This window comes from candidate division WOR-3 bacterium (genome assembly GCA_016926475.1).
Taxonomy (GTDB): Bacteria; SDB-A; SDB-A; order SDB-A; family SDB-A; genus JAFGIG01.
The window spans coordinates 1-21,609 of record JAFGON010000023.1 but is presented as its reverse complement, the minus strand read 5'-3'; the positions used below and the strand labels follow the sequence as shown (position 1 = coordinate 21,609).

23 protein-coding genes are annotated in these 21,609 nt (G+C 44.5%); 19 read left to right on the top strand and 4 right to left on the bottom strand.

The genetic code is table 11. The features are described 5' to 3' along the window. The first annotated feature begins 10 nt into the window (after window positions 1-10). From JXA84_02240 to JXA84_02185, 12 genes are all read left to right on the top strand, one after another. Window positions 11-745, top strand: coding sequence for an SUMF1/EgtB/PvdO family nonheme iron enzyme (locus JXA84_02240; protein ID MBN1150021.1), 735 nt, complete (start codon window positions 11-13; stop codon window positions 743-745). A gap of 143 nt (window positions 746-888) precedes the next feature. Further along, window positions 889-2,205: a GTPase gene (locus JXA84_02235; protein ID MBN1150020.1), complete on the top strand. Its 1,317-nt coding sequence runs from the start codon at window positions 889-891 to the stop codon at window positions 2,203-2,205. Next, window positions 2,202-3,146, top strand: a complete 945-nt coding sequence (locus JXA84_02230; protein ID MBN1150019.1) for a carbamate kinase — start codon at window positions 2,202-2,204, stop codon at window positions 3,144-3,146. The genes JXA84_02235 and JXA84_02230 overlap by 4 nt, the downstream gene beginning before the upstream one ends. After that, window positions 3,143-3,622 carry a DUF177 domain-containing protein gene (locus JXA84_02225; GenBank protein MBN1150018.1) on the top strand — a complete coding sequence of 160 codons (480 nt, stop codon included), beginning with the start codon at window positions 3,143-3,145 and terminating at the stop codon, window positions 3,620-3,622. The genes JXA84_02230 and JXA84_02225 overlap by 4 nt, the downstream gene beginning before the upstream one ends. A 40-nt stretch (window positions 3,623-3,662) precedes the next feature. Beyond that, window positions 3,663-3,854 (top strand): 50S ribosomal protein L32, encoded by a 192-nt coding sequence (rpmF, locus tag JXA84_02220; protein MBN1150017.1) that lies wholly within the window; start codon window positions 3,663-3,665, stop codon window positions 3,852-3,854. Then, the gene (plsX, locus tag JXA84_02215; protein MBN1150016.1) at window positions 3,851-4,801 is read left to right on the top strand and encodes a phosphate acyltransferase PlsX; all 951 of its coding nucleotides are present in this window, start codon (window positions 3,851-3,853) and stop codon (window positions 4,799-4,801) included. The genes rpmF and plsX overlap by 4 nt, the downstream gene beginning before the upstream one ends. Continuing rightward, on the top strand, window positions 4,798-5,727 hold the full coding sequence (gene fabD / locus JXA84_02210; GenBank protein MBN1150015.1) for an ACP S-malonyltransferase: 930 nt from the start codon (window positions 4,798-4,800) through the stop codon (window positions 5,725-5,727). The genes plsX and fabD overlap by 4 nt, the downstream gene beginning before the upstream one ends. 1 nt (window position 5,728) lies before the next feature. Next, a complete protein-coding gene (gene fabG / locus JXA84_02205; protein ID MBN1150014.1) occupies window positions 5,729-6,469 on the top strand; it encodes a 3-oxoacyl-[acyl-carrier-protein] reductase in 741 nt (246 codons plus the stop codon). 20 nt (window positions 6,470-6,489) lie between these two features. Next, the gene (acpP, locus tag JXA84_02200) at window positions 6,490-6,780 is read left to right on the top strand and encodes an acyl carrier protein (GenBank protein MBN1150013.1); all 291 of its coding nucleotides are present in this window, start codon (window positions 6,490-6,492) and stop codon (window positions 6,778-6,780) included. Between the two features lie 30 nt (window positions 6,781-6,810). Beyond that, window positions 6,811-8,052: a beta-ketoacyl-ACP synthase II gene (gene fabF, locus JXA84_02195; GenBank protein ID MBN1150012.1), complete on the top strand. Its 1,242-nt coding sequence runs from the start codon at window positions 6,811-6,813 to the stop codon at window positions 8,050-8,052. Window positions 8,053-8,173: 121 nt separating this feature from the next. Then, window positions 8,174-8,959, top strand: a complete 786-nt coding sequence (locus JXA84_02190) for an electron transfer flavoprotein subunit beta/FixA family protein (protein MBN1150011.1) — start codon at window positions 8,174-8,176, stop codon at window positions 8,957-8,959. Window positions 8,960-8,970: 11 nt separating this feature from the next. Continuing rightward, window positions 8,971-10,170, top strand: a complete 1,200-nt coding sequence (locus JXA84_02185; protein ID MBN1150010.1) for an FAD-binding protein — start codon at window positions 8,971-8,973, stop codon at window positions 10,168-10,170. Here the strand turns inward: JXA84_02185 and JXA84_02180 are convergent. Further along, window positions 10,167-10,814, bottom strand: a complete 648-nt coding sequence (locus JXA84_02180; GenBank protein MBN1150009.1) for a DUF459 domain-containing protein — start codon at window positions 10,812-10,814, stop codon at window positions 10,167-10,169. The genes JXA84_02185 and JXA84_02180 overlap by 4 nt on opposite strands. A gap of 35 nt (window positions 10,815-10,849) precedes the next feature. Next, window positions 10,850-11,257 (bottom strand): hypothetical protein, encoded by a 408-nt coding sequence (locus JXA84_02175; protein MBN1150008.1) that lies wholly within the window; start codon window positions 11,255-11,257, stop codon window positions 10,850-10,852. Between the two features lie 135 nt (window positions 11,258-11,392). Between JXA84_02175 and JXA84_02170 the strand changes: the two genes are divergently transcribed. Both JXA84_02170 and JXA84_02165 read left to right on the top strand, forming a co-directional pair. After that, window positions 11,393-11,971 (top strand): SIS domain-containing protein, encoded by a 579-nt coding sequence (locus tag JXA84_02170; GenBank protein MBN1150007.1) that lies wholly within the window; start codon window positions 11,393-11,395, stop codon window positions 11,969-11,971. Window positions 11,972-12,208: 237 nt separating this feature from the next. Next, window positions 12,209-13,714 carry a B12-binding domain-containing radical SAM protein gene (locus JXA84_02165; protein MBN1150006.1) on the top strand — a complete coding sequence of 502 codons (1,506 nt, stop codon included), beginning with the start codon at window positions 12,209-12,211 and terminating at the stop codon, window positions 13,712-13,714. A gap of 55 nt (window positions 13,715-13,769) precedes the next feature. On the opposite strand, the gene JXA84_02160 is transcribed toward JXA84_02165, so the two are convergent. Then, window positions 13,770-15,029 carry a T9SS type A sorting domain-containing protein gene (locus JXA84_02160; GenBank protein ID MBN1150005.1) on the bottom strand — a complete coding sequence of 420 codons (1,260 nt, stop codon included), beginning with the start codon at window positions 15,027-15,029 and terminating at the stop codon, window positions 13,770-13,772. A 107-nt stretch (window positions 15,030-15,136) separates the two neighbouring features. On the opposite strand from JXA84_02160, the gene JXA84_02155 reads away from it, so the two are divergent. The 5 genes from JXA84_02155 to JXA84_02135 all read left to right on the top strand — a co-directional run bounded on the left by JXA84_02155 (window position 15,137) and on the right by JXA84_02135 (window position 20,269). Then, window positions 15,137-16,888 carry a M6 family metalloprotease domain-containing protein gene (locus JXA84_02155; GenBank protein ID MBN1150004.1) on the top strand — a complete coding sequence of 584 codons (1,752 nt, stop codon included), beginning with the start codon at window positions 15,137-15,139 and terminating at the stop codon, window positions 16,886-16,888. 1 nt (window position 16,889) lies between these two features. Then, entirely contained in the window at window positions 16,890-17,837 is a 948-nt protein-coding gene (locus JXA84_02150; GenBank protein MBN1150003.1) for a PorV/PorQ family protein, read from the top strand. A gap of 61 nt (window positions 17,838-17,898) precedes the next feature. After that, complete coding sequence (locus JXA84_02145) at window positions 17,899-18,111, top strand: hypothetical protein (GenBank protein MBN1150002.1); 213 nt, start codon at window positions 17,899-17,901, stop codon at window positions 18,109-18,111. A 2-nt stretch (window positions 18,112-18,113) separates the two neighbouring features. Then, on the top strand, window positions 18,114-19,160 hold the full coding sequence (locus tag JXA84_02140) for a hypothetical protein (protein ID MBN1150001.1): 1,047 nt from the start codon (window positions 18,114-18,116) through the stop codon (window positions 19,158-19,160). A 26-nt stretch (window positions 19,161-19,186) separates the two neighbouring features. Next, window positions 19,187-20,269, top strand: coding sequence for a VCBS repeat-containing protein (locus JXA84_02135; protein ID MBN1150000.1), 1,083 nt, complete (start codon window positions 19,187-19,189; stop codon window positions 20,267-20,269). A 19-nt stretch (window positions 20,270-20,288) separates the two neighbouring features. On the opposite strand, the gene JXA84_02130 is transcribed toward JXA84_02135, so the two are convergent. Further along, entirely contained in the window at window positions 20,289-21,257 is a 969-nt protein-coding gene (locus tag JXA84_02130) for an aldo/keto reductase (protein MBN1149999.1), read from the bottom strand. Window positions 21,258-21,609 lie beyond the last annotated feature (352 nt).

The following is a 21,609-nucleotide window of genomic DNA, read 5'->3' as shown; positions in this document are numbered from 1 at the left end:
CAGTTTTCTCATGGGCAGCGACTCTACCGAACCGGGTCATTGCCAGGACGAGGAACCTGTCCACAGCGTGAGCCTTTCGACGTTTTACATATCGAAAAAAGAAGTCAGGAACGTCGAATACAGACAATTCTGCGACTTGAACTCGTACCAGTACCCCTACGATCCGGGGTTTTCCGGCATGGCCAACTATTTTGACAGTTTCCCCGACTACCCGGTTTTGATGATATCCTGGTATGACGCGGCGAGGTACTGCAACTGGCTTTCTTCGGTTGAAGGTTTTGACCCTCAATACGACACGGTGACATGGGAATGCAGGTTCACAGGAGGGTACAGACTTCCTACGGAAGCCGAATGGGAATACTCCGCAAGGGGAGGTTTGGCACGGAATTATTATCCATGGGGAGACGAACAGCCTCAAAGCATGTGCAATTGGTCGGGTGATGCTTTATACCCATACACTTCTCCTGTTGTGTCTTTTGAACCGAACGGCTATGGCCTCTACAACATGTCGGGAAACGTCTGGGAATGGTGCAACGATTATTACGGTAGCGAGTACTATTCAAATTCTCCCTCCCAGGACCCAAAAGGACCAGGAAGCGGATCCTACAAAGTGATAAGAGGAGGGTCGTGGGAAGACGACGAGGAAAACATAAGGTGCGCGAAAAGAGGACCTTCGGATCCGTCTTTCTCCGATGTTCTGATCAAGACCAACACTCTCGGTTTCAGAATAGTTCTCGGCATTTAGACTTTAAAAAAAACTTGACAAAGAATGTTGTTTTATGGAGAATATGGACTTCTTTTGGCATCTCATATGATTTTCGGGTTTTGAAGCTTTCTGAAAAAGCTCCCCGTTTTGCGTTTTTCAATTTGAATGTTAAGCAGGAGGAAATCGTGGAAGCGAAAAATGTTTTACTTCTTGGAGCGGCGGGAAGAGATTTTCACAACTTCAACATGTTCTTCAGAGGCAACAAAGATTACAAAGTTCAATGTTTCACCGCGACTCAAATTCCAGATATCGATGACAGAAAATATCCCAAAGAACTCGCTGGCGAACTTTATCCACAAGGCATTCCAATCGAATCTGAAAACCGGCTCGAAGACCTGATAAAAGAAAAGAACATAGACGTGTGCGTCTTTTCGTATTCCGACGTATCCCACGAATACGTTATGCACATAGCCAGCAGGGTCAACGCGAGCGGAGCTTCTTTCTGGCTTTTGAGCCCAAAAAAGACAATGCTCAAAAGCACGAAACCTGTGGTCGCCGTTTGTGCGGTGAGGACCGGTTGCGGAAAGAGCCAGACGACGAGAAAAGTAGCTTCTGAACTTTTAAAAGCCGGAAAAAAGGTAGTGGCCGTCAGACACCCCATGCCTTACGGAGATTTGGTAAAGCAGGCTGTACAGCGCTTTGCCACGAAAGATGATTTAAAAAAATACAACTGTACCATAGAGGAAATGGAAGAATACGAGCCTCATATTGAAAACGGTGTAACTGTCTTTGCCGGAGTTGATTACGAGAGAATACTGAGAGAGGCGGAAAAGGAAGCCGATGTCATACTCTGGGACGGAGGCAACAACGATTTGCCTTTTTTCAAGCCGGATGTGCACATAGTCGTTGTCGATCCTCTGAGGCCTGGACACGAAATCAAATATCACCCAGGAGAAACCAACCTCAGGATGGCTGACGTCGTTGTCATCAACAAAATTGGTGACGCTGTCCCCTCTGACGTCGAAGAGGTCAGAAAGAACATCGAATCCTTCAACCCAGACGCTACGATAATCGACGCGGCATCGCCAATAACGGTGGCAGACAGTTCGAAAATCAAAGGGAAAAAGGCGCTTGTTATCGAAGACGGACCAACACTCACCCATGGATCTATGACCTACGGCGCGGGTGTTGTCGCCGCTAAAAAATTCGGTGCGAAAGAAATAGTAGACCCCAGAAAATGGGCGGTGGGGACTATAAGGGATACTTTCGAAAAGTACCCGGGAACCGGATCGATACTTCCGGCTATGGGTTACGGAGAAAAACAGATTTCCGACCTGGAAAAGACCATAAATTCGATGGACGTAGAAATTGTCGTGATTGCCACGCCTATAGACCTTTCAAGGGTCTGCAAAATAAACATACCCTGGGTCAGGGTCAAGTATGACCTCCAAGAAATCGGAAAACCAGATATTTCCGAAGTTCTCGAGAAGGTGAAATGACGGATAAACCGATAGCGATAGTCGCCCTCGGCGGAAACGCTCTGATAAGGGAAGGGCAAAAAGGCACGATTTATGAGCAATTCGCGAACACTAGAGCAAGCCTTTCCGGAATAATTCATTTGATTGAAAACGGATACAGCCCAGTGATCACCCACGGAAACGGTCCTCAAGCGGGGCATGAGCTTTTGAGAAACGAAAGGTGCGCCGATGAAATACCCCCTCAGCCTCTGGGTGTCATCGACGCTTCGACGCAGGGATGGATAGGATACATGATAGCGCAGTCTCTCTACAACAGGCTGCTGAAAGAAAACATAAAAAAGACCGTGACTCCCATTGTCACGCAAATCATTGTCTCGCCGGACGACCCTTCCATAAAAAACCCGACAAAACCGGTAGGTGTTTTTTACCGGAAAGAAGATGTTCCATCTCTTGAAGCGAGAGGATGGGTTGTGAAAGAAGACTCCGGCAGGGGATACAGAAGAGTTGTCCCTTCACCCAAGCCGCTCTCGGTTGTTGAGAAGGACGCCATATTGTCGATAATAAACAAGGGAGGAATAGTCATCGCAGCCGGCGGCGGAGGGATACCCGTCTATTATCTTGAAAACGGAGCCCTTGAAGGGATGGACGCGGTTATCGACAAAGACAGGGCTTCAGCTGTTCTCGGCGCGGAAATTGGAGCTGAACTTCTCGTCATTTTAACAGGTGTCGAAAAGGTCGCAATAAATTTCAGGAAACAGGGAGAAAAATTCCTCGACAGGCTGGATATTGGGACAGCGAAAAAATACCTCTTTGAAGGGCAGTTCCCTCCGGGAAGCATGGGTCCAAAAATTGAAGCCGCCATAGATTTCCTTGAAAAAGGAGGGAAGAAAGTTATAATAACCGATCTGGACAAAGCGAGGGAAGCTTTCAACGGAAAAACAGGGACAATACTGGAAAAATGAAAAAAAGCAAAGATGAATCCAAAGAAAGGATTCTCAGGTTTAAAATAGATTTAACCGACGACAAACCTTTCGAAAGAGAGGGCGACTTACCGGTTGCGGATTTTTCGATAGAAGGCTTGAAAAAAGCCTTGTTCTACGTGAAAATTTTACCCGGCAGAAACAGCGCCCAGGTCACTCTCAAGGTTTCTTACGAAAGAGAGATGACTTGTGCAAGATGCCTGGATCGGTTCTTAAAAAAGACCGAGTTGGCTGAGAAAGCAGAAGCTGTTGTTTCGGATAGTGAAAGGTTCGTAGAAGACGAAGGCGTGATACCGATAAAAGATAAAATTATAGACTTGACCAACGTGATAAGAGATATGATTATTCTGGACGAGGGGATGAGATACCTTTGCAGCGAAGACTGCAAAGGGCTCTGTCCGGTGTGTGGTGAAAATTTAAACAGAGGACCCTGCTCTTGCGAGGTCAACGCAAAGTAAATCTAAACCTAAGCGCTGAAAAGTTTGATTGGAGGAAAAAATGGCTCTCCCTAAAAAAAGGCAGTCTTCGACAAGAGGGAAAAAGAGAAGAACACACTGGAAGGCTCAGTTGCCTGCTTTGACAAAATGCAGGAAATGCGGTAGTTTAAATCTCCCGCACAGTGTTTGTAGAAATTGCGGATATTACGACAACAAAGAAATCATAAAAATAAAAGAGGAAAACAAGGGATGATAATTGCCATAGACGCAATGGGAGGAGACGAAGGATTCGCTCCTATCGTCGAAGGCGTTAAATTGTTTGTTGATTCAACTCAAGACGACCAAGTAATTCTAGTCGGCGAGAAAGAAGTTCTGGACGCGAATTCTTGGATACTTAAAGATAAAAGGCTTCAATTCATCGAGTCAAAGGATTCCGTCGACATGAACATCATTCCTTCCGAAGCCCTGAAAACTAAAACAAACTCGTCCATAAGCGTCGGTTTAAACCTTCATAAAAAAGGAAAAGCGGACGCTTTCTTCTCCGTGGGAAACACAGGAGTGGTGATGGCTTTTGCACTTGTCAACCTAGGCCGGATAAAACACATCTTGAGACCGGCTCTGGCATGTTTTTTCCCTACCATGTCAAAGCCCACCCTGATTATCGACAGCGGGGCGAATGTCGACTGCAAACCCCCTTTGTTGAGGCAGTTTGGACAGATGGGGTCTGTCTATTATTCAAAACTCTACGATGTCAAGACCCCCAAAGTGGCACTTTTGTCAATAGGGGAAGAGCCTTCCAAAGGAAACGAACAGACTCTTCAAGCGTACAAGCTTTTCGAAAAAAGCGATTTGAATTTCATCGGAAACATCGAAGGAGGGGATATTTTTAAGGGCAAAGCCGATGTAGTCGTCGTCGACGGTTTTGTCGGAAACATTATTCTGAAATTCGCAGAGAGCATGATAGAGTTTTTAAACTCTTTTTTCGGCAAGACTGTCCAGATTCCGTCTGAAATGGCAAGAAAGCTGACTTCCGAGGAATACGGTGCGGCTCCTCTGATAGGCGTCAACGGGATTGTTTTTATAGGCCACGGCAAGACCTCGCCGCTGGGAGTCAAAAACGGACTTGAAACAGTGAAAAAAACCTATTCTCAAAAGATAAAAGAAGTTTTGGAAAGCAAGTTTAGAAAAGAAGGACAATGAGCAATACCGCTTTGATATTTGTCGGACAAGGCGCACAACAAGTCGGAATGGGAAAAGACCTGTTCGCAGATTTTCAGAAAGCCCGTGAACTTTTCGAACTTTCGAACGAAATACTCGGTTTCGACCTTTCGAAAATTATGTTTGAGGGTCCCCCAGACTTATTAACCGAATCTAAAAACACTCAACCCGCTCTATTCCTACATTCATTTTGCCTTTACAGCCTCGTCAAAGATTTTATGAAAGAATATGAGTTTCTGGCAGGTCACAGCCTCGGAGAATACACTGCTTACGCCGCTTCAGGAGCAATAAGTTTCGACACTGCACTTAAAATAGTCAGAAAGCGCGGCGAATTGATGAGTGAAGCCGGGGGCAGACGCCCCGGAAAGATGGCGGCGATTGTCGGGCTCAGTGATAAGGAAATCGAAGACATCTGCGCAGAAATCCAGGGAATTGTCGTGCCAGCGAACTACAACAGCCTTTCTCAGGTGGTGATAAGCGGGGAGAGCGATGCTGTCGAAAAAGCTGTCGGTAAATGCAAGGAAAAAGGCGCCAAAAGATGCGTTTTCCTCGAGGTCTCAGCGGCTTTTCATTCTCCTTTGATGGAAGATGCGGCAAAAGTGTTTTCGGACGTCGTTTCGGAAGCACAAATTGAAAAAGCAGAAAAACCTGTAATCGCAAACATCAGCGCAAAACCGATTTCTTCACCGCAAGAAATTCGAGAAGCGATGAAAGGGCAAATGACCGGACCTGTCAAATGGATGCAGACCGTTAAATTTTTCAAAGAGAAGGATGTTACGGAGACTTTGGAATTTTCGACAAAACCCGTTTTGTCGTCTCTTGTTAAAAAAACAGAAAAAGACATCCAAACAATTTGCATTTCAGACACTAACAGCGTAAAAGAATTTATAAAAGAATTTGGGGGCTGAAATGGATGAAAAAAAATTAGTGGCGGTAGTCACAGGCGGAGCGAGAGGGATAGGAAAAGAGATAGTAAAAAATCTTTGTCTGAAAGGACATAAAGTATATATATGGGATGTTTTGGAGGAGGAAGGCAAAAAAACCGCGGAAGACATGAAAGCCTTGCCGGCGATGTGCGATTTCACAAAAGTCGATATAACGGATGAAAAGTCCTGTGAAGAAGCCGTGAAAATCATTGGCGACAGAGGGGAAAACGTCGCAATTCTCGTCAACAACGCCGGTATAACCAGGGACAATCTCATCATGAAAATGTCGGCGGATGATTTCAAAAAAGTATTGGAAGTAAATCTGTTGGGCGCTTTCGTGTGCACCAAGGCGGTCATCAGGCAGATGATAAGAAATAAATACGGCAGAATAGTCAATATTTCTTCTGTGATAGGGCTTTTTGGCAATGCCGGACAGGCGAACTACGCCTCTTCAAAAGCAGGGCTTATAGGCTTGACAAAATCGACAGCAAAGGAGGTAGCTTCAAAAGGTATAACTGTAAACGCAGTCTGCCCGGGTTTCATAGAGTCAGAAATGACGATGAAGCTTCCAGAAGAAGTAAAAAAAACATATATGGAAAATATACCGGCGCGAAAATTCGGCGCGCCTAAAGATGTCGCCGACGTCGTCTCTTTTCTCGTGAGTGATGAATCTTCATATGTGACTGGAGAGACGATAAGAATAGACGGCGGCCTGGCGATGTAAATTATTTAGAGGAGGTTATTATGGCACTCGACAGAACAAGCTTAGAGAAAGAAGTGAAAAAAATAATAGTCGAAAGACTCGGTGTAGACGACGCCCAGGTGACGTTGGATTCTAAGTATGTAAAGGATCTCGGAGCGGATTCACTTGACCTGGTGGAGCTAATTATGGCTTTTGAAGAAAAATTTGACATTGATATTCCCGATGAAGACGCGGAAAAACTTGAAACAGTAGGCGATTCGATTGATTATCTCGAAAAGGCTCTCGCTGAAAAAGGAGACAAACCTGCAAAAGACGGAGAAGAAGAAGAGTAATATTTCATATTTGAAAAAAAGGCAGTATAGATGAAACGAGTTGTAATAACAGGTTTGGGAACGGTCAATCCTCTGGCGAACGATTTCAAAACCACTTGGCAAAAGCTTCTCGAAGGAACCTCAGGAGTTACGGCCATACAGAAATTTGACACAAGCGGTTTGTCTGTGAAAATTGCCGGAGAAGTAAAAGACTTTGACCCTTCCTCGGTTCTTGACAAGAAAGATGTCCGAAGAATGGATCCGTATATTCAATTCGCGATATATGCTGCAAACGAAGCAATAACCGATTCGGGCATAGACCTTTCCAGCGTCGACAGTTTCATGGTTGGATCGATTATATCATCCGGCATAGGGGGGAATAAAACGTGGGAAGAACAGCATAAAAACCTTTTAAACAAAGGACCTGACAAGGTCTCCCCGTTTTTTATTCCGATGATGATAATCAATATGGCGTCGGGAATGGTGGCGATAAGGTTTGGCCTCAAAGGGCCAAATTACTCTGTTTCAAGCGCCTGCGCTTCTTCCGGCCACGCTTTGGTCTCAGCTTACAGAATAGTGCAGAGAGGTGAAGCGGAAATAATGGTAACAGGTGGATCCGAGAGCTCCGTAACACCACTTTCGGTCGCGGGTTTTTCAATAATGAAAGCTCTTTCTACGAGAAACGACGATCCGCAAACAGCAAGCAGGCCATTCGACAAAGAACGAGACGGATTCATTATGTCAGAAGGCTCGACGCTTCTCGTACTCGAGGAATACGAGAGAGCTAAAGCGAGAGGCGCGAATATCTACTGCGAAATTGTTGGGGCGGGTCAAACAGACGACGCATTTCACATGACAGCTCCAGATGAGACAGGAGAAGGACCCGCTATGGCGATGAAATTCGCTTTGAAAGACGCAGGAATAAAACCAGAACAAATAGACCATGTAAACGCCCACGGCACTAGCACTCCTTACAACGACAAAATAGAGACAAAAGCCATAAAAATTGCCCTTGGCAAAAGATCTCAGGAAATCCCGATTATCTCGACAAAATCTATGACCGGACACCTCCTCGGAGCGGCATCTGCCATGGAAGCGGCTGTCGTAGCGCAATCCATAAAAGAAGGGATAATTCACAGAACGTTAAATCTCACGAATCCAGACCCTGAATGTGACCTCGACTACGCTCCGGAAGGAAACAGAAAAATTGATTTAAACTATGTCCTTTCAAATTCATTCGGTTTTGGGGGGCATAATGTCTCTATTCTTTTCAAAAAATATGAAGGAAAGTAAAAGGTTTAAGTCTATTTAAACAGACAATAAGCCATCAAGAATTATAAGTTCGGGATAGAGACAGGGATATCCGAAGTGATGAGAGAGTTTACTTCATGATCTTGGTTGGAATGGAGGTTCTTTGAAAATTGTTGTCTGCGTCAAGCAAGTTCCGGACATATCTCAATCAAAAGTAGACCCGGAGACCTACACAATAGTGAGGACCGGTGTGGACGCCGTTGTAAACCCTTTTGACCTTTACGCTGTCGAAGCGGCGTTGAAAATTAAAGACAAAATAGAAGCTTCGGTGACAGCAATATCGATGGGTCCCCCTCAAGCAGAAGATGCTTTGAGAGAAGTTATTTCCATGGGTGTCGACAACGCTGTTTTGCTCAGTTCCAAAGATTTTGCCGGCTCTGACACTCTGGCGACGTCTTACGCTCTTTCAAAGGGAATCAAGCAGGTTGGAAATGTCGACCTGATAATAACTGGAAGACAGGCTATAGACGGAGACACCGCGCAGGTGGGACCAGGCATAGCACAGCATCTTGAGTATCCGGTTATAACGGATGTCAACGGCTTTGACGGAATTGACGAAAATGGCTTGAAAGTCAGAGCTATGACCGAGGAGGGATACATAGAATTGTCCGTACATTTTCCCGCGGTCATTTCGGTTGGCAAAGGCATAGGCGAACCGAGAATGCCTTCACTGAGGAATAAAATGAGGGCTAGAAAAGAGATAATCCCCGTTTGGTCTCCCGAAGATGTCGACGCCGACACAAGCATGCTCGGACTGAAGGGGAGTCCCACTCAAGTCGTAAAAATATTCACTCCCGAAGTCGGCGGAGAAGTGCTGTTTATCGAAGGCGAACCAGAATCCCAAGCTGAAAGAATCGTCGAAATTTTGTCTGAACGGCACATAATTTAAATGGAGATGCCATGAGCCTTAAAATAATCGAAAAAAGATGCGTTTCCTGTTCAGTGTGTGTAAATGTCTGTCCTGTTAAAGCAATAAAGATGAACGAAGACAACCTTCCGGAAATTGATTTTGAATTGTGCACCCTATGCGGGATTTGCGTCGAAAAATGCCCGACTGGAGCCATTGTCAGGGTTCACAAAACCAGCACAACTCAGAAAGATTTCGATCAATACAGGGGAGTAATGGTAGTTACCGAAGAGGAAGAAGATAAAATCGCCCAAGTTTCATACGAGCTTGTCAGCAAAGGCAGTGAGTTGGCCGGGGTCCTGAAGGTTCCTGTCACAGCGGTAGTTTTCGGTGGAGCCCCTGACAAAGACATTGAAGCTCTCGCTTCTTACGGAGCAGATAAAATCGTGATAATTAAAGGAGAGATTCTCCGTAAGCCGGTGATAGGGCCGAGAGCCCGGAGCCTTTATGATCTTATTGAGAACGAAAAGCCTGAAGTCGTCCTCGCGGGGTCGACCTCGCAGGGAAGACCTCTTTTATCCAGAGTAGCCGTAAGGCTTCAGACTGGACTCACCGCGGATTGCACGCATCTTGAAGTCGAAATGCCTGACAGGCACCTCTTGCAGACAAGACCAGCTTGGGGAGGCTCGATAATGGCGACGATAATGACGCCGAACACCCGCCCTCAAATGGCGACTGTCAGGCCCAGGGTGATGAGAAAGAAAACCCCAGATACAACGAAAAAGCCGAACGTGGTCGAGTTTGATGTTTCCGCTCAAATCTTAAACGACCCTGTCCAGTTTTTAGGAATCATAAAAGAGGAAACCTCTTTGTTGAGGCTGGACAATGCCGATATAATCGTTTCAGGCGGAAGAGGAATAAAAGCACCCGAAAACTTTTCTCTAATTGAGAAACTTGCAAACAACCTCGGGGGAGCCGTAGGTTCTTCAAGACCTCCTGTTGATGAAGGATGGATTGCGCATTCACATCAAGTCGGGCAGACTGGAAGAACTGTCGCTCCGAAGCTTTACGTCGCCGTCGGAATATCCGGCGCTATTCAGCATCTCGTCGGAATGCAGTCATCGGACTGCATAGTGGCTATAAACAAGGACAAAGACGCTCCGATAATGAAAATCGCTGATTACGCCATAATTGGCGATCTTTTTGAAATTGTGCCTGAAATTGTTAAAACCCTTGAGAAAAGAAAGGGTTAATTTATAGTCTCCATAATCTTTTCCACGAGCAACCTTGCGCCTTCGCTCGTGAGATGGCATCCGTCTTCTGTTCTCAACTCCGAAAAACTTTGGTTTTTACCTTCAAGCAGATCATAGGAAGAGATATATATTACACGCGGTCTTTTTTTCGCTTCTTGTTCGTAGATCTCGTTTAGTTCTTTTGTGCCGGCATCGAATTCTGAGCTCGCCATTCGCGGCAACCCTATCCAGTAAACTTTTTCGGCTTTTCGTAGAAGAGCGTCCATCATAGACCCGACTCGAGAGTGATATTCCCTGAACCACTCTTCGGTGTGGTATCCAATCCATCCTGAACCGTATCTGTGAAGGGGCTGATTGTCATTGGCTCCGAGAAAGACAAAAGCGTAGTCGAAGTCATACATCGCGTTAAGCTCAGAAAGCCTTTCATCCCAATTGTAAAAATCAGGTCTTGAGAGTCCGCTCGAAACATGGTAATCGACGATGACGTCACTCGCTCCCTCGGATTTAAGATCTCCGGACAGAAAAAAACCGACTGCTCCGCCTATCATGGAATCGCCTATGAGAAGAAAAACACTGTCTTTGATTTTCGATTTTGTCAGAGATAATGCGTCTTGCCATGTTATATCAGGCTGAATGAAGTTCACCTTTGAAAACAGGAGGAAAGTCAAAAAAAGTAAATTCATATTTCTTCGAGAATCTTCATGGTCATGTCGAATTTGTCTGGTATTACAGACATGCAGACAAAGCTGTTTTCCGGGCAATCACTCCAATTAATCGACAGAAGGTTTATTTCGTTGGAAGCGAGAAGCTGAAGTACATAGTTCATGTCTACCGGGGATTTTTTGTCTATTCTGAGCACGATAACAGGTACGGACATGGGGAAAACGTTCATGGTTTTGAATATCGCGTTCACGCGGTCGGTGTCCTTTTCGATGACTATTTTTAAAAGGCCTCCGTCAACAGACCCGCTGCCGGAAAGAGCCATAATCTGTATGCCTTCGGATTTAAGTTTACTGACAATTTTCTCCATAGCGCCGGCTTTGTGTTCCAGAAAAATCGTGTATTGTATCGCTGTCTTTGAATTCATTTCACATCCTTTGAAATTGACTATTTTATTTCTTGGTAAATCCCGTGTCAACCAATGAATAAAAAGACAAGATACTGAATAATTCACGAAACACTTGTGATATGATAAAATAGATATTCAAAACAGGAGCAGGTAATGGATCTAAAAAAATCTTTTGAAGAGGCTGTAAGCGCGATAAGCGAATTTTCCGAAAATCATGAGAATATCGCCGGTACCGAGACTGTTTCGAAAGTTATCGCAGAGTGTTTTGAGAAAGGCGGTAAAATTTTGATCTGCGGAAACGGAGGCAGTGCCTGTGACGCAATGCATTTTGCCGAGGAATTTACCGGAAAATACAGAAAAAACCGTGAAGCATTGCCAGTCATATCCCTGACTGACGCGTCTCATATCACCTGCGTCGGAAACGATTACGGTTTTGACGAGATTTTCTCACGCGGTGTGCAGGCATACGGAAGGGCAGGAGATGTCTTTGTAGGGCTTTCTACGAGCGGAAACTCTCCAAACGTGATCAGGGGTTTCGAAGAAGCTGAAAAAAAGGGCATGAAAACGGTTCTTCTTCTCGGCAAAGGAGGAGGCGAGCTTGCAGGTAGGGCTCATCATGAATTCGTTGTCGAGGCGAACACATCAGACCGGGTTCAAGAAGTGCATATGACAATACTGCACATAATTATCGAAGGCGTTGAAAGAATTTTGTTCCCTGAGAACTACATCTGACTTACAGGTGATGATCTGTCAAAAAGGAGAAAATTCATCTGGTTTTGCAGGCAAATTTTTTGTGAAGATTTGCCTGTTTTATTTGGTTTAAATGGATGTATAATAATTATATGAGGAAATATTTTAATCAGTCTGGTTTTTTCTCTTTTGTTCCCTTTATTCATTTTCTGGTTTGATTTCTGCCTATTCAGGTTTTTTAACAACGTTTCCTCAGAGAACAATTTTTAGGAGTAAATTATGAATGTCCTGCTTGTCTATCCCGAAATTCCGGATACTTTTTGGAGTTTTAAACACGCCGTAAAATTTATCCACAAAAAAGCTATGATGCCTCCACTTGGACTTTTAACTGTCGCCGCAATTCTTCCCGAGGAATGGGAAAAGAAACTCGTCGACATGAATATCGAAAAACTTACAGTAAAAAATCTCGAATGGGCAGACATGGTTTTAATAAGCGGCATGTCTATTCAGAAAAAATCCGCTGCCGAAGTGATAGATCAGTGCAGAATAGCCGGTAAAAAAGTGGTTGTCGGTGGACCTTTGTTCACCCTCGAAAGAGAATTGTTCGATAAAGTTGATCATTTTGTTCTAAACGAGGGTGAAATCACACTTCCGGAATTTCTTGACGATTTAAAGAAGGGCTCTGAAAAGAAAATTTATGAGACAAAAAAGCACGCAGACCTAGATTTGACACCTGTGCCGCTCTGGTCTTTGGTAAAAATGGGGAAGTATGCGATGATGCCTATTCAGTACTCAAGGGGATGTCCTTTTAACTGCGAGTTCTGCAATATAACTTCTCTGTTCGGCAGAATTCCAAGGCTAAAAAAAGCCGATAAGATAACCGAAGAGCTCGATCAGCTATATTCAAGGGGATGGAGAGGTGGAGTTTTTTTTGTCGACGACAATTTTATCGGCAACAAGAAAAAACTAAAAGAGGATCTCTTGCCTTCAATTTCAAAATGGAGAAAAGGGAAGAAAGGGATACAATTGGTCACGGAAGTCTCTATAAACGTTTCTGATGACGATGAACTTTTGCGGATGATGCTTGAAGCCGGTTTTGACACGCTTTTTATAGGTATAGAATCTCCAAACAGCGCAAGTCTTCTCGAGTGTAACAAAGTTCAGAACCTCAACAGGAATATCATATCAAACATAAAAAAACTGCAGAAAATGGGTTTTACTGTTCAGGGAGGATTTATTGTCGGTTTTGACAGCGACACCGCGATGATATTCCAGCAGATAATAGATTTTATTCAGAAAAGCGGCATTACAACCGCGATGGTCGGTTTGCTTCAGGCTCCGCCAGGAACACGCTTGTATGAAAGGATGAAAAAGGCGAACAGAATAAAGACAAAATTTTCAGGGGACAACACTGATTGTTCGACGAATATAGTTCCAGTTATGAAAATGAAGAATTTAAGAGAAGGATATGAAAGAGTTATAAGGAAAATTTACTCATCGAAATTTTACTACAGGAGAATAAACACTTTTCTCGATGAATACCATAGACCAGATACAGGAGTGAGATTCGATTTCAAAAATAAAATCATATACGTTTCGGCATTCTTGAGGTCTATTATCCTCCTCGGCGTTTTCGGTTCGGAAAAGCTTTATTTCTGGAAACTTTTATTGAAAACTTTTTTCAAAGATATTAAAAATATGCCTATTGCTGTAACTCTTGCGATATACGGAAGACATTTCAGGAAAGTGACAAACAACCACCTTGCGCTTGACAGAAAAGCGTGATGACAACACTGCACATAATTATCTAAGGCGTTGAAAGAATCTTGTTCCCGGATAACTACATCTTGATGTAAAAAAATTTTTCCGCGCGTATGAATCCCCGGGTTTTCAGAGCGATGTAATAAACACCGGAAGAAAGGCTTGATGCGTCAATCGTTTTTTCTGATGCTCCTTGAGTCGCGAGTACGGCGTCATGCAGAACTTTTCTGCCCGTGAAGTCGAAAACGCTCAAAGAGAGGAAAATTTCGTCTATGGAGCGGATTTCCAGGAGTATACAGTTCCCTTGCTGTACTGCGTTAAAATCTAAAAATTCTAAAACGAGGGCCGTATCCTGTTCAACTGAGTTAGGAGTATAGATGAACTTTTCAAAATATATATCGTTGTCAGTGTTGTAGTCTATCGCGTGCGTCCACATCCTGTATATAGTGTCGTTTTCGACGAATAAACATGGTTGAGTGTTGAATGTCATGTCGTTTGTTATTTGAACTTCGGGTTCCCAGTTGACCCCGTCAGAAGAAATTCGGGAATGGATGTTGTAGACGCCGGAGACATTTTTGGCGTAGTCCACCATAAAAGATCCGTCAGGTGTTATGGAGCAGAAGGGATCGTGGGAATTTTGATTTGTTGTCAACTGTGTTTCCTGGGACCAGTTTAACCTGTCGCTTGAAGTTCTGACAAACACGTCGTACTGGTAGGTCGTTCCGGTGCGTCTATGGTATGAGGCCATATACGTCCCTGCTGCGCTTTTACACACCCGAACCCTGTAAGCTCCTGTTTGGAGCAGAATTTTGTCGTGGTCCCATTGCCCTCCTGAAGGTCTATGCGCGATGTAAGCGCCAAACCCCATTGATATATATGTCATGGTCAGAGATCCATCGTTTTCTCTTTCCACCGATGGATCGTAAACATTCTGGGATGAGGACCACCCCAAATCGACCTGACCTGAATTCGACCAGGTCGTGCCGTTTAGAGAAAACGCGCTGTATATCCTGTAAACGCCGGATTCATCGGAGGCGTAAAAGAGCAGAATTGTGTCTGAATTTCCTTTAGTGAGAGAAAACGTGGACTGGTTGCCGGCGCTGACTATGACTGGAGAAAGCGAACCCCATGTCAGTCCGTTGTCCGTAGATAATGACGAATAAAAATCGCCCGAATTCCAATCTGGATTTCTCTCTATTACAGCCAAAAGAGTGCCGTTGTCTATCCTCAGAAATCTTCCGATTATGTCGTTTTGGTTTCCACCCGACACGACAATGGGTGTCGGGAAAGTTGACGACGCCGAAAAAAGAACTATCGAGCTGATTAAAATAGTTCTCACGAGTCCTCCTGCAACGTTTTATTTGAAAGACTAACAAATAATAAATGAACTGACAACAGCATAAAACCGGGTTTGACAGTTTAAGATTTTGAAATTAAGATACATGTATGCTCTGTCTCATTTTATATATATGCGTGTCGGTTTTCGATTTAATGCCTCCTCTTCCGGGGCTCTGCGACGAAAACGGCACAGTGGTGCACACAGGCATCTCTTTCCCCGGGAAGAAATTCGGGATAGAAAATCCGGAAAGTAGAATATTCAGCACTGACTATGGAGTGAAAACTCCGCCTTCCCTATCGACGGCGGTGGTCTTATTCGACTTTTCAGATCAGACGCACAATCCCTCGCACACGGCGTCAAGTTATGATGAACTGCTTTTTTCACCCTCAAATCCGGGAAGTATGTATTCTTATTACAGAGAAGTAAGCTACGGTCAGTTTTCGGTAAACGGCGTCATTGTCGACTGGGTGCGCAGTTATTATCCGAAGATGGCATACGCGATTCACTACTACGGAATAGAGTGGATATTTGACCCCTATACGCAAAACACGAGCATAGGCGTCTACATGGCTGTAAGAGACGCTGTTTACAGAGCCGAGGCTACAGGTTTTGACTTGAACTCTCTCGACCCGGACGGAGACAGGGTGGCGCATGGACTTTTTGTGGTTCATGCCGGTCCAGGAGCGGAGCAGACAGGAGACACTATGGACATTTGGTCTCATAAAGCGGATGCTCGAGAGCTTTGCCAGCTTATAAGAGACAACTACGACCCCTCCTGTCCTTACATAATTTCGAGCGGATGCACTCTCGGTGTATATTCCATGGAACCCGAAGAAAATGAAGACGGATCGCTTGTCACGGTTGGTGTTTTCTGCCACGAATTCTGCCATGTCCTCGGAGCTCCTGACCTCTACAATACAGACGAAGGAAATTCTGTAGTGGGAAGATTTGAGCTCATGGACGCAGGAAGCTGGAACAAACTTTCGGGGGAACAGCCTGGTACAAGACCCGCGCATCCCTCCCTTTGGATTAAAATGCTCTTGGGCTGGGTCAATCCCGACTCTATAGAAAGGGACGTTCCGGGAGTTCCCGACCTTGTAAAAGGGGCGGTTTTGGACGCCGCCGGAGGACCTACGATGCCCAAGGATTGGAGAGTCCTTCAAAATCCTTACGGTGTAGATTGGACGGACTACCATCCCGGAACCGGTGAATACTTTATAATGGAGAACAGATTTAAGACGGGTTTTTTTGAAATCGCCCTTCCTGACGAAGGAATTGCCGTGTGGCACATAGATGAATCCAGACCAGACAACAACGACGGAGAGAGAAGACTCGTGTCTTTGGTCAAGGCGAGCGGGGATCCCTCTACTTCGACTCTTGGCGAGGAAGGCGACCTTTTCAGCAGTTCGACCTATGAATTGGGTTCCAGAGAAGTACCCTCACCCTATCTTTGGGACGGAACGCCGAGCGGAGTGAAAATGAAAAACATGTCCTCTTGCGCGCAAGTGATGTTCGCCGATATAGAAGCTGGTCCCGTTTTGCTGGGAAAAGTATTTTCTTATCCGAATCCTTTCGAAAAGCATTCATACTCTGATTTCTGCACTATAAAATACCAGCCGATAGGAGAAAGAGCGGAGGGTATGTTCCCTCTTTTCAGGGTGATAATATTCAACATCGCGGGTGAGGTAGTTAGAATTTTAGACGACCCATCCGAGATAACACCCGTATCGAGAGAAGCGATATGGGACGGAAGAAACGAAGACAGCGATGAAGTTTCAAGCGGTATGTATTTGTATATAATTGAACTGACGCCGTTTTCCGAAGAAAGAAATTTCGGCAGAATAACTTTTATACATTGAAATGATAATTCGACTGTTTTCAGCTCTGTTTTTTACGGCATCGGTTCTTTTCTCTTTCAGCTCCGGCGTCACCGGCAGTACGTTTCTTAAAATCGGAATCGGCGCAAGACCAGTCGCTCTCGGCTCAGCCTACACGGCTGTGGCAGATGACGCGAATTGCGTTTTCTGGAATCCCGCTGGACTTGGACAGACCTATGCTCTCGGAGGAACATTTTCTTTCTTGAACCTTTTCGAAAACATAAACTACGGAGCAGGAGCTTTCATCGTCAGGTTGAAGTCTTTAGGCGTTCTGGGCTTAGGCGGAGCTTTTTTGAGCGCGAGCGACACAAGAAGAGACGAAAACGGAAACGAAAACGGAAGCTTCAGCAATTACGACGCCATGTTCTTAGTCTCTTTCGGCAGGGAAATCTACGGTGATAATTTGTTCGCTGGAGCTTCGGTCAGGGGAATACAGAGCAAGCTGGGGGACAGAACGGCGAGAACAGCGACTTTAGACGGAGGGATTCTTTTTGTGCCCCACCCTTTTTTCAGGTTCGGAGTGGCTTTGAAAAATGTAGGACCAGGCATCGTCTTTATAGACGAAAGGGACCTCCCGCCCACAGAACTTAGAACAGGGACGGCAATAGTGCTTCCTCTCGATCTCGAATCCTTTGTTTTAAAGACGACTTTGAGCGCCGATCTCGGTTTTTCGGAATTTTCGAAAATTTCTTCAGGCTTCGGAGGGGAATTGACCCTTTTGCCTACCAATCTCGATTTTGCCTTCAACGGCTTTTCGATTCGCGGGGGTTACCAGCCGATAGAAAAGACGGGAGATTGGAGCGGATGGTCTTTCGGTTTAGGGGTCATGATGCCGCTCGGAAAAGACAATTATTTTTCAATAGACGCGGTTCATTATTCATACGGTTATCTCGGAGGTGCGGATAGGGTTTCTTTCACCCTTGACATCTGAATTTTTGAAAAATATCGATTCCGTTTTATTTAAGGGATAATTGAAGAAGAGGAGGTGAAAAGTGGAGCAGTGGCCTAAATGCCTTAAGTGTCAAACCGGAGTGTTGCTGCCTTTGTCTGATTACGGAAGAGAAGGCGCGACAATCCAGTACAAAGCATGGGTATGCAACAATCCTGATTGCGGCTTTCACGTCAGGATTGACAACGGAGAGATATCAATGGGCGACAATGAAGCGATTCACGACGCCAGAATGAATCTCAAGAAGAGGATATGAAAATGAAAATTATGATAAAATTCGGGTTATTTTCAGTGTTTACTCTTGCAGCGGTATTGTCGTGCAGTAAAAACGATCAGGAGTCTTTTGAGATAAGACATTACGAACCAAAAGAACCCATGTATGTAGTTCCCGAGACCCTTTATGTCATGACCGACTCTTTTGTTCAGCTTAGTTTCGGCTCGACTGATTTTTATGGAGATTTCATGGCTGTACTCGACATTTCCCTCTGTCAGTGTTTTGTGTACGAAAACTATGAGTTGAAGACTGTATTCGGCGGCAAAGGAGAAGGCCCCGGAGAATTCAACTTTATGCAGTCGGGATTTGTCAAGTTCACAAAAGAAGGAGAAATAGCGATTTTCGACCCAATGAACTCAAGGCTTCAGATTTTTAACCTCGAAGGAGTACTGCTGAATTCCGTGCAGATAGGAGTTATAAGCATTACTTTCGACATTATTGATACTTTGGCGGTGTTCGCACCTCTTATGGGAAAGAGCTTGATGGAATTCTGCGATATAAGCACGGGAGAACTCGTGAAAAAATTCGAGGGCGAAACGGAAGTAGATCTCATGGAAGCTAAACTCCCTCCGCCCATGAAAGTTTTGGCGGCAGGAAAAGGAGACACGATTTGGTGGGGATTTACCGAAGAATACACGATATACAAATACACAATGGAAGACTCCGCGATTGGCGGTTTTTCAGTCAGTTATGAACCCCTGCCTTTCCCGCAGGAGGCTATAGACCTAATATTCGAGAGGGCAGGACAATACAAGGAATACCTGGAAGATAAAATCAGGGAGACCCAACCTCCTTTCTACTTTGTTTCATACGACAGGGAAAAAGAAAGGCTGCTGGTGCTTGCTGCTTCGGATGAGTACGCCTACAGCACAATAGACGTTTTTGACGATCAAGGCAATTATCTGAAAAGGGTTAAACTGGGTTTCGGGGAGAATTCTCAATTGCTCGGCATAAACGGGGGCATAGCGACCGTTTTCGACATGGACAGCTTGAAATTGACCCTCTTCGATGTTTCCAAAATGTATGAATAATCAATAACGAAGAAAATTTTCTTATCTTGTCGAAATACAAATCAACAATATTTTTCGTCGTTTTTATACTTTTATCTACATCCGCTTATCCTGAATGGAGAAGAAATGAAATTAGAGGAGGAGTTTTTCCTTTCGGAATATGCTCCGGAGACTTCAACAATGACGGTTTCACGGATCTCGCTGTGGCCGGAGTCCAACTCCTCGGTGAAAACGTCTATTTAATTTTCAACAGGGAAGGCTCTTTTGACCCTCCGCTGGCTTTTTTAGCCGGAGACGGATCTTTTGATATAACTTCTGCAGATTTTGACAGAGACGGTTTTTTGGATATAGCCGTCGCTGAAAAGATATCCCATGTTTCGGTTTTTTTAGGAACGTGTTTTGATTCGTTTTACCAATGCAGTAGATACTATTCAGGACAGGACCCTAAAGCTTTATGCGCCGCCGATTTTGACGGAGACGGTTATGCGGACATGGCAGTCGCGAATTATTACTCGGGGACAGTAAGAATTTTTACCAACCTCGGGGATGGATATTTCGGCGAGGGAGTCCCTTACGGAGCGCAGAAAAGCCCTTCGGCGATTTGCCCCGCCGACGTAAACGGCGACGGAAGTTTTGATCTTTTGGTATGTGACGCCTGGAAAAATAAAATTATGATCTTGGTCAACGACGGCGGCGTTTTTCGCGAACCTGTCAAAATATCCTGCGGAGACTGGCCGAAGGCAGTAGACCTCTCGGACATTGACAAAGACGGAGATGATGACTTTGCCGTCGCATGCGCGGCGGACGATGAAGTCCAGGTGTTTTCAAACGACGGCGGCGGGAATTTTGTCAGAACAGCCGTTTATGAAGGGGGAGACAGACCCGAAGATTTGGTGTTCGCCGATTTCGACGGCGACAAAGATTCAGATTTTGCGGTCATAAGCAGCCAGGACGAAAAAATTAGGATTTATACGAATACAGGAGAAGGTCTTTTTGTCATCGGGTATGAAGGAGAATCCGGAGAGGAACCGAGGGCGATTTGCGCAGCAGATTTCGACAACGACGGCGATACAGACATCGCCGTCACGAATTACTCTGAAAACAGAATATCAATTTTTTTAAACGAATAATTGTCAAATAAGCCTGATATCAGAACTCTCTTCCTGTAATCCTGTTTACTTCTTCGTAATCTTCTTTTTTCATGGCTCCGAAAGAAAGAGTGAGGGAATTTTCGATTATCTGTTTTTCGTTTTTAAATCCCGGTATGGGAAGCGTTGTCGGGCTTCTCGCCAATATCCACGAAAGCATGCCCTGGACGAGTGATTTTCCTTCTTTAGTCATTATTCCTCGTATTTTCTCAATGAGTTTGACTCTTTCCGCGAGGTGTCCTTCCTTAAAATTCAGTCCGAACCGCCTGCGCATATCGTTTTCTGGGAATTCGGTGTTTTCGTCGAATTTACCCGTGAGGACTCCCATCGCGAGAGGGCCTCTGTTTATCGCAGTCATCGAATTCTTCTCGCAGAAATCAACCATTAATGGATCTTCTCTTAATGCGTTCAAACCAAACTGAAAAGAAACACAGTTTTTACCCTCTGAAAATATTTTAGCTCTTTCTGGATCAGCCGTACTCCAGCCGTATTTCCTTACCATGCCTATGGAGACCAATTCTTCAAGAAAATCCCTGACCTCTCCGGCTTTTTCCATGTCGTAATCGTGTATGTGGAACTGGTACAGATCAATATAATCAGTTTTGAGCCTTTTAAGAGAAGATTCGCAGGCTTTCTTGATATAGGCCGGAGAAGCATTTTCTCCGATTATTTTTGCCTCGTTTTCAGCAGAGACGTAGCCGAATTTGGTCGCAATAACGACTTCATTTCTTTTTTTCGATAACACCTCTCCGATTATTTTTTCGCTTCTGCCGCAACCGTATGCATCGGAAGTATCGAAAAAATTCACCCCGAGTTCCAATGCCTTCCTTAGAGATTTTATGGATTCTTCATCGTCTACGTCTCCGTATCCCACCCAGCCGTCGTGCCAGAAAGGTCCGCCTATAGCCCAGCATCCTGCGCCTATTGCGCTGACCTCAATATCGCTGTTTCCTAATTTTCTTTTGATCATTTTTCCTCCGTTTCGCATGAGAGGATTCATGTAATATCACTGTATGGACAATAACAATCATGACGTTTAAAAAAATCCTCTAAAAATTTTACAGTTTTTCTCAATTTATGGCTATGTTGTTCAGAAAGAAGTCAATAACAAAGCTCTGGTTGCAAGTTTGATATGTTTGGAGCGATTTTTCTTTGAAGATAGTCCGCTGAAATTTTTACATCTCTGATTATCTTTAATAAAAATCATAATCCCTTAGCATTAAAAAGTGTGTATAAAAACACTTTTTCTATAGAGGATAGTCCCCTTTTCATTAAAAAGTGTATCCTAAAACACTTTTTCTATAGAGGATAGACCCCTGTTA

Coding starts and splice junctions, on each gene's coding strand:
- JXA84_02240 (MBN1150021.1), top strand. CDS start 11: ATGGGCAGCGACTCTACCGAACCGGGTCATTGCCAGGACGAGGAACCT.
- JXA84_02230 (MBN1150019.1), top strand. CDS start 2,202: ATGACGGATAAACCGATAGCGATAGTCGCCCTCGGCGGAAACGCTCTG.
- JXA84_02225 (MBN1150018.1), top strand. CDS start 3,143: ATGAAAAAAAGCAAAGATGAATCCAAAGAAAGGATTCTCAGGTTTAAA.
- rpmF (MBN1150017.1), top strand. CDS start 3,663: ATGGCTCTCCCTAAAAAAAGGCAGTCTTCGACAAGAGGGAAAAAGAGA.
- plsX (MBN1150016.1), top strand. CDS start 3,851: ATGATAATTGCCATAGACGCAATGGGAGGAGACGAAGGATTCGCTCCT.
- fabD (MBN1150015.1), top strand. CDS start 4,798: ATGAGCAATACCGCTTTGATATTTGTCGGACAAGGCGCACAACAAGTC.
- fabG (MBN1150014.1), top strand. CDS start 5,729: ATGGATGAAAAAAAATTAGTGGCGGTAGTCACAGGCGGAGCGAGAGGG.
- acpP (MBN1150013.1), top strand. CDS start 6,490: ATGGCACTCGACAGAACAAGCTTAGAGAAAGAAGTGAAAAAAATAATA.
- fabF (MBN1150012.1), top strand. CDS start 6,811: ATGAAACGAGTTGTAATAACAGGTTTGGGAACGGTCAATCCTCTGGCG.
- JXA84_02185 (MBN1150010.1), top strand. CDS start 8,971: ATGAGCCTTAAAATAATCGAAAAAAGATGCGTTTCCTGTTCAGTGTGT.
- JXA84_02175 (MBN1150008.1), bottom strand. CDS start 11,257: ATGAATTCAAAGACAGCGATACAATACACGATTTTTCTGGAACACAAA.
- JXA84_02170 (MBN1150007.1), top strand. CDS start 11,393: ATGGATCTAAAAAAATCTTTTGAAGAGGCTGTAAGCGCGATAAGCGAA.
- JXA84_02165 (MBN1150006.1), top strand. CDS start 12,209: ATGAATGTCCTGCTTGTCTATCCCGAAATTCCGGATACTTTTTGGAGT.
- JXA84_02155 (MBN1150004.1), top strand. CDS start 15,137: ATGCTCTGTCTCATTTTATATATATGCGTGTCGGTTTTCGATTTAATG.
- JXA84_02150 (MBN1150003.1), top strand. CDS start 16,890: ATGATAATTCGACTGTTTTCAGCTCTGTTTTTTACGGCATCGGTTCTT.
- JXA84_02140 (MBN1150001.1), top strand. CDS start 18,114: ATGAAAATTATGATAAAATTCGGGTTATTTTCAGTGTTTACTCTTGCA.
- JXA84_02130 (MBN1149999.1), bottom strand. CDS start 21,257: ATGATCAAAAGAAAATTAGGAAACAGCGATATTGAGGTCAGCGCAATA.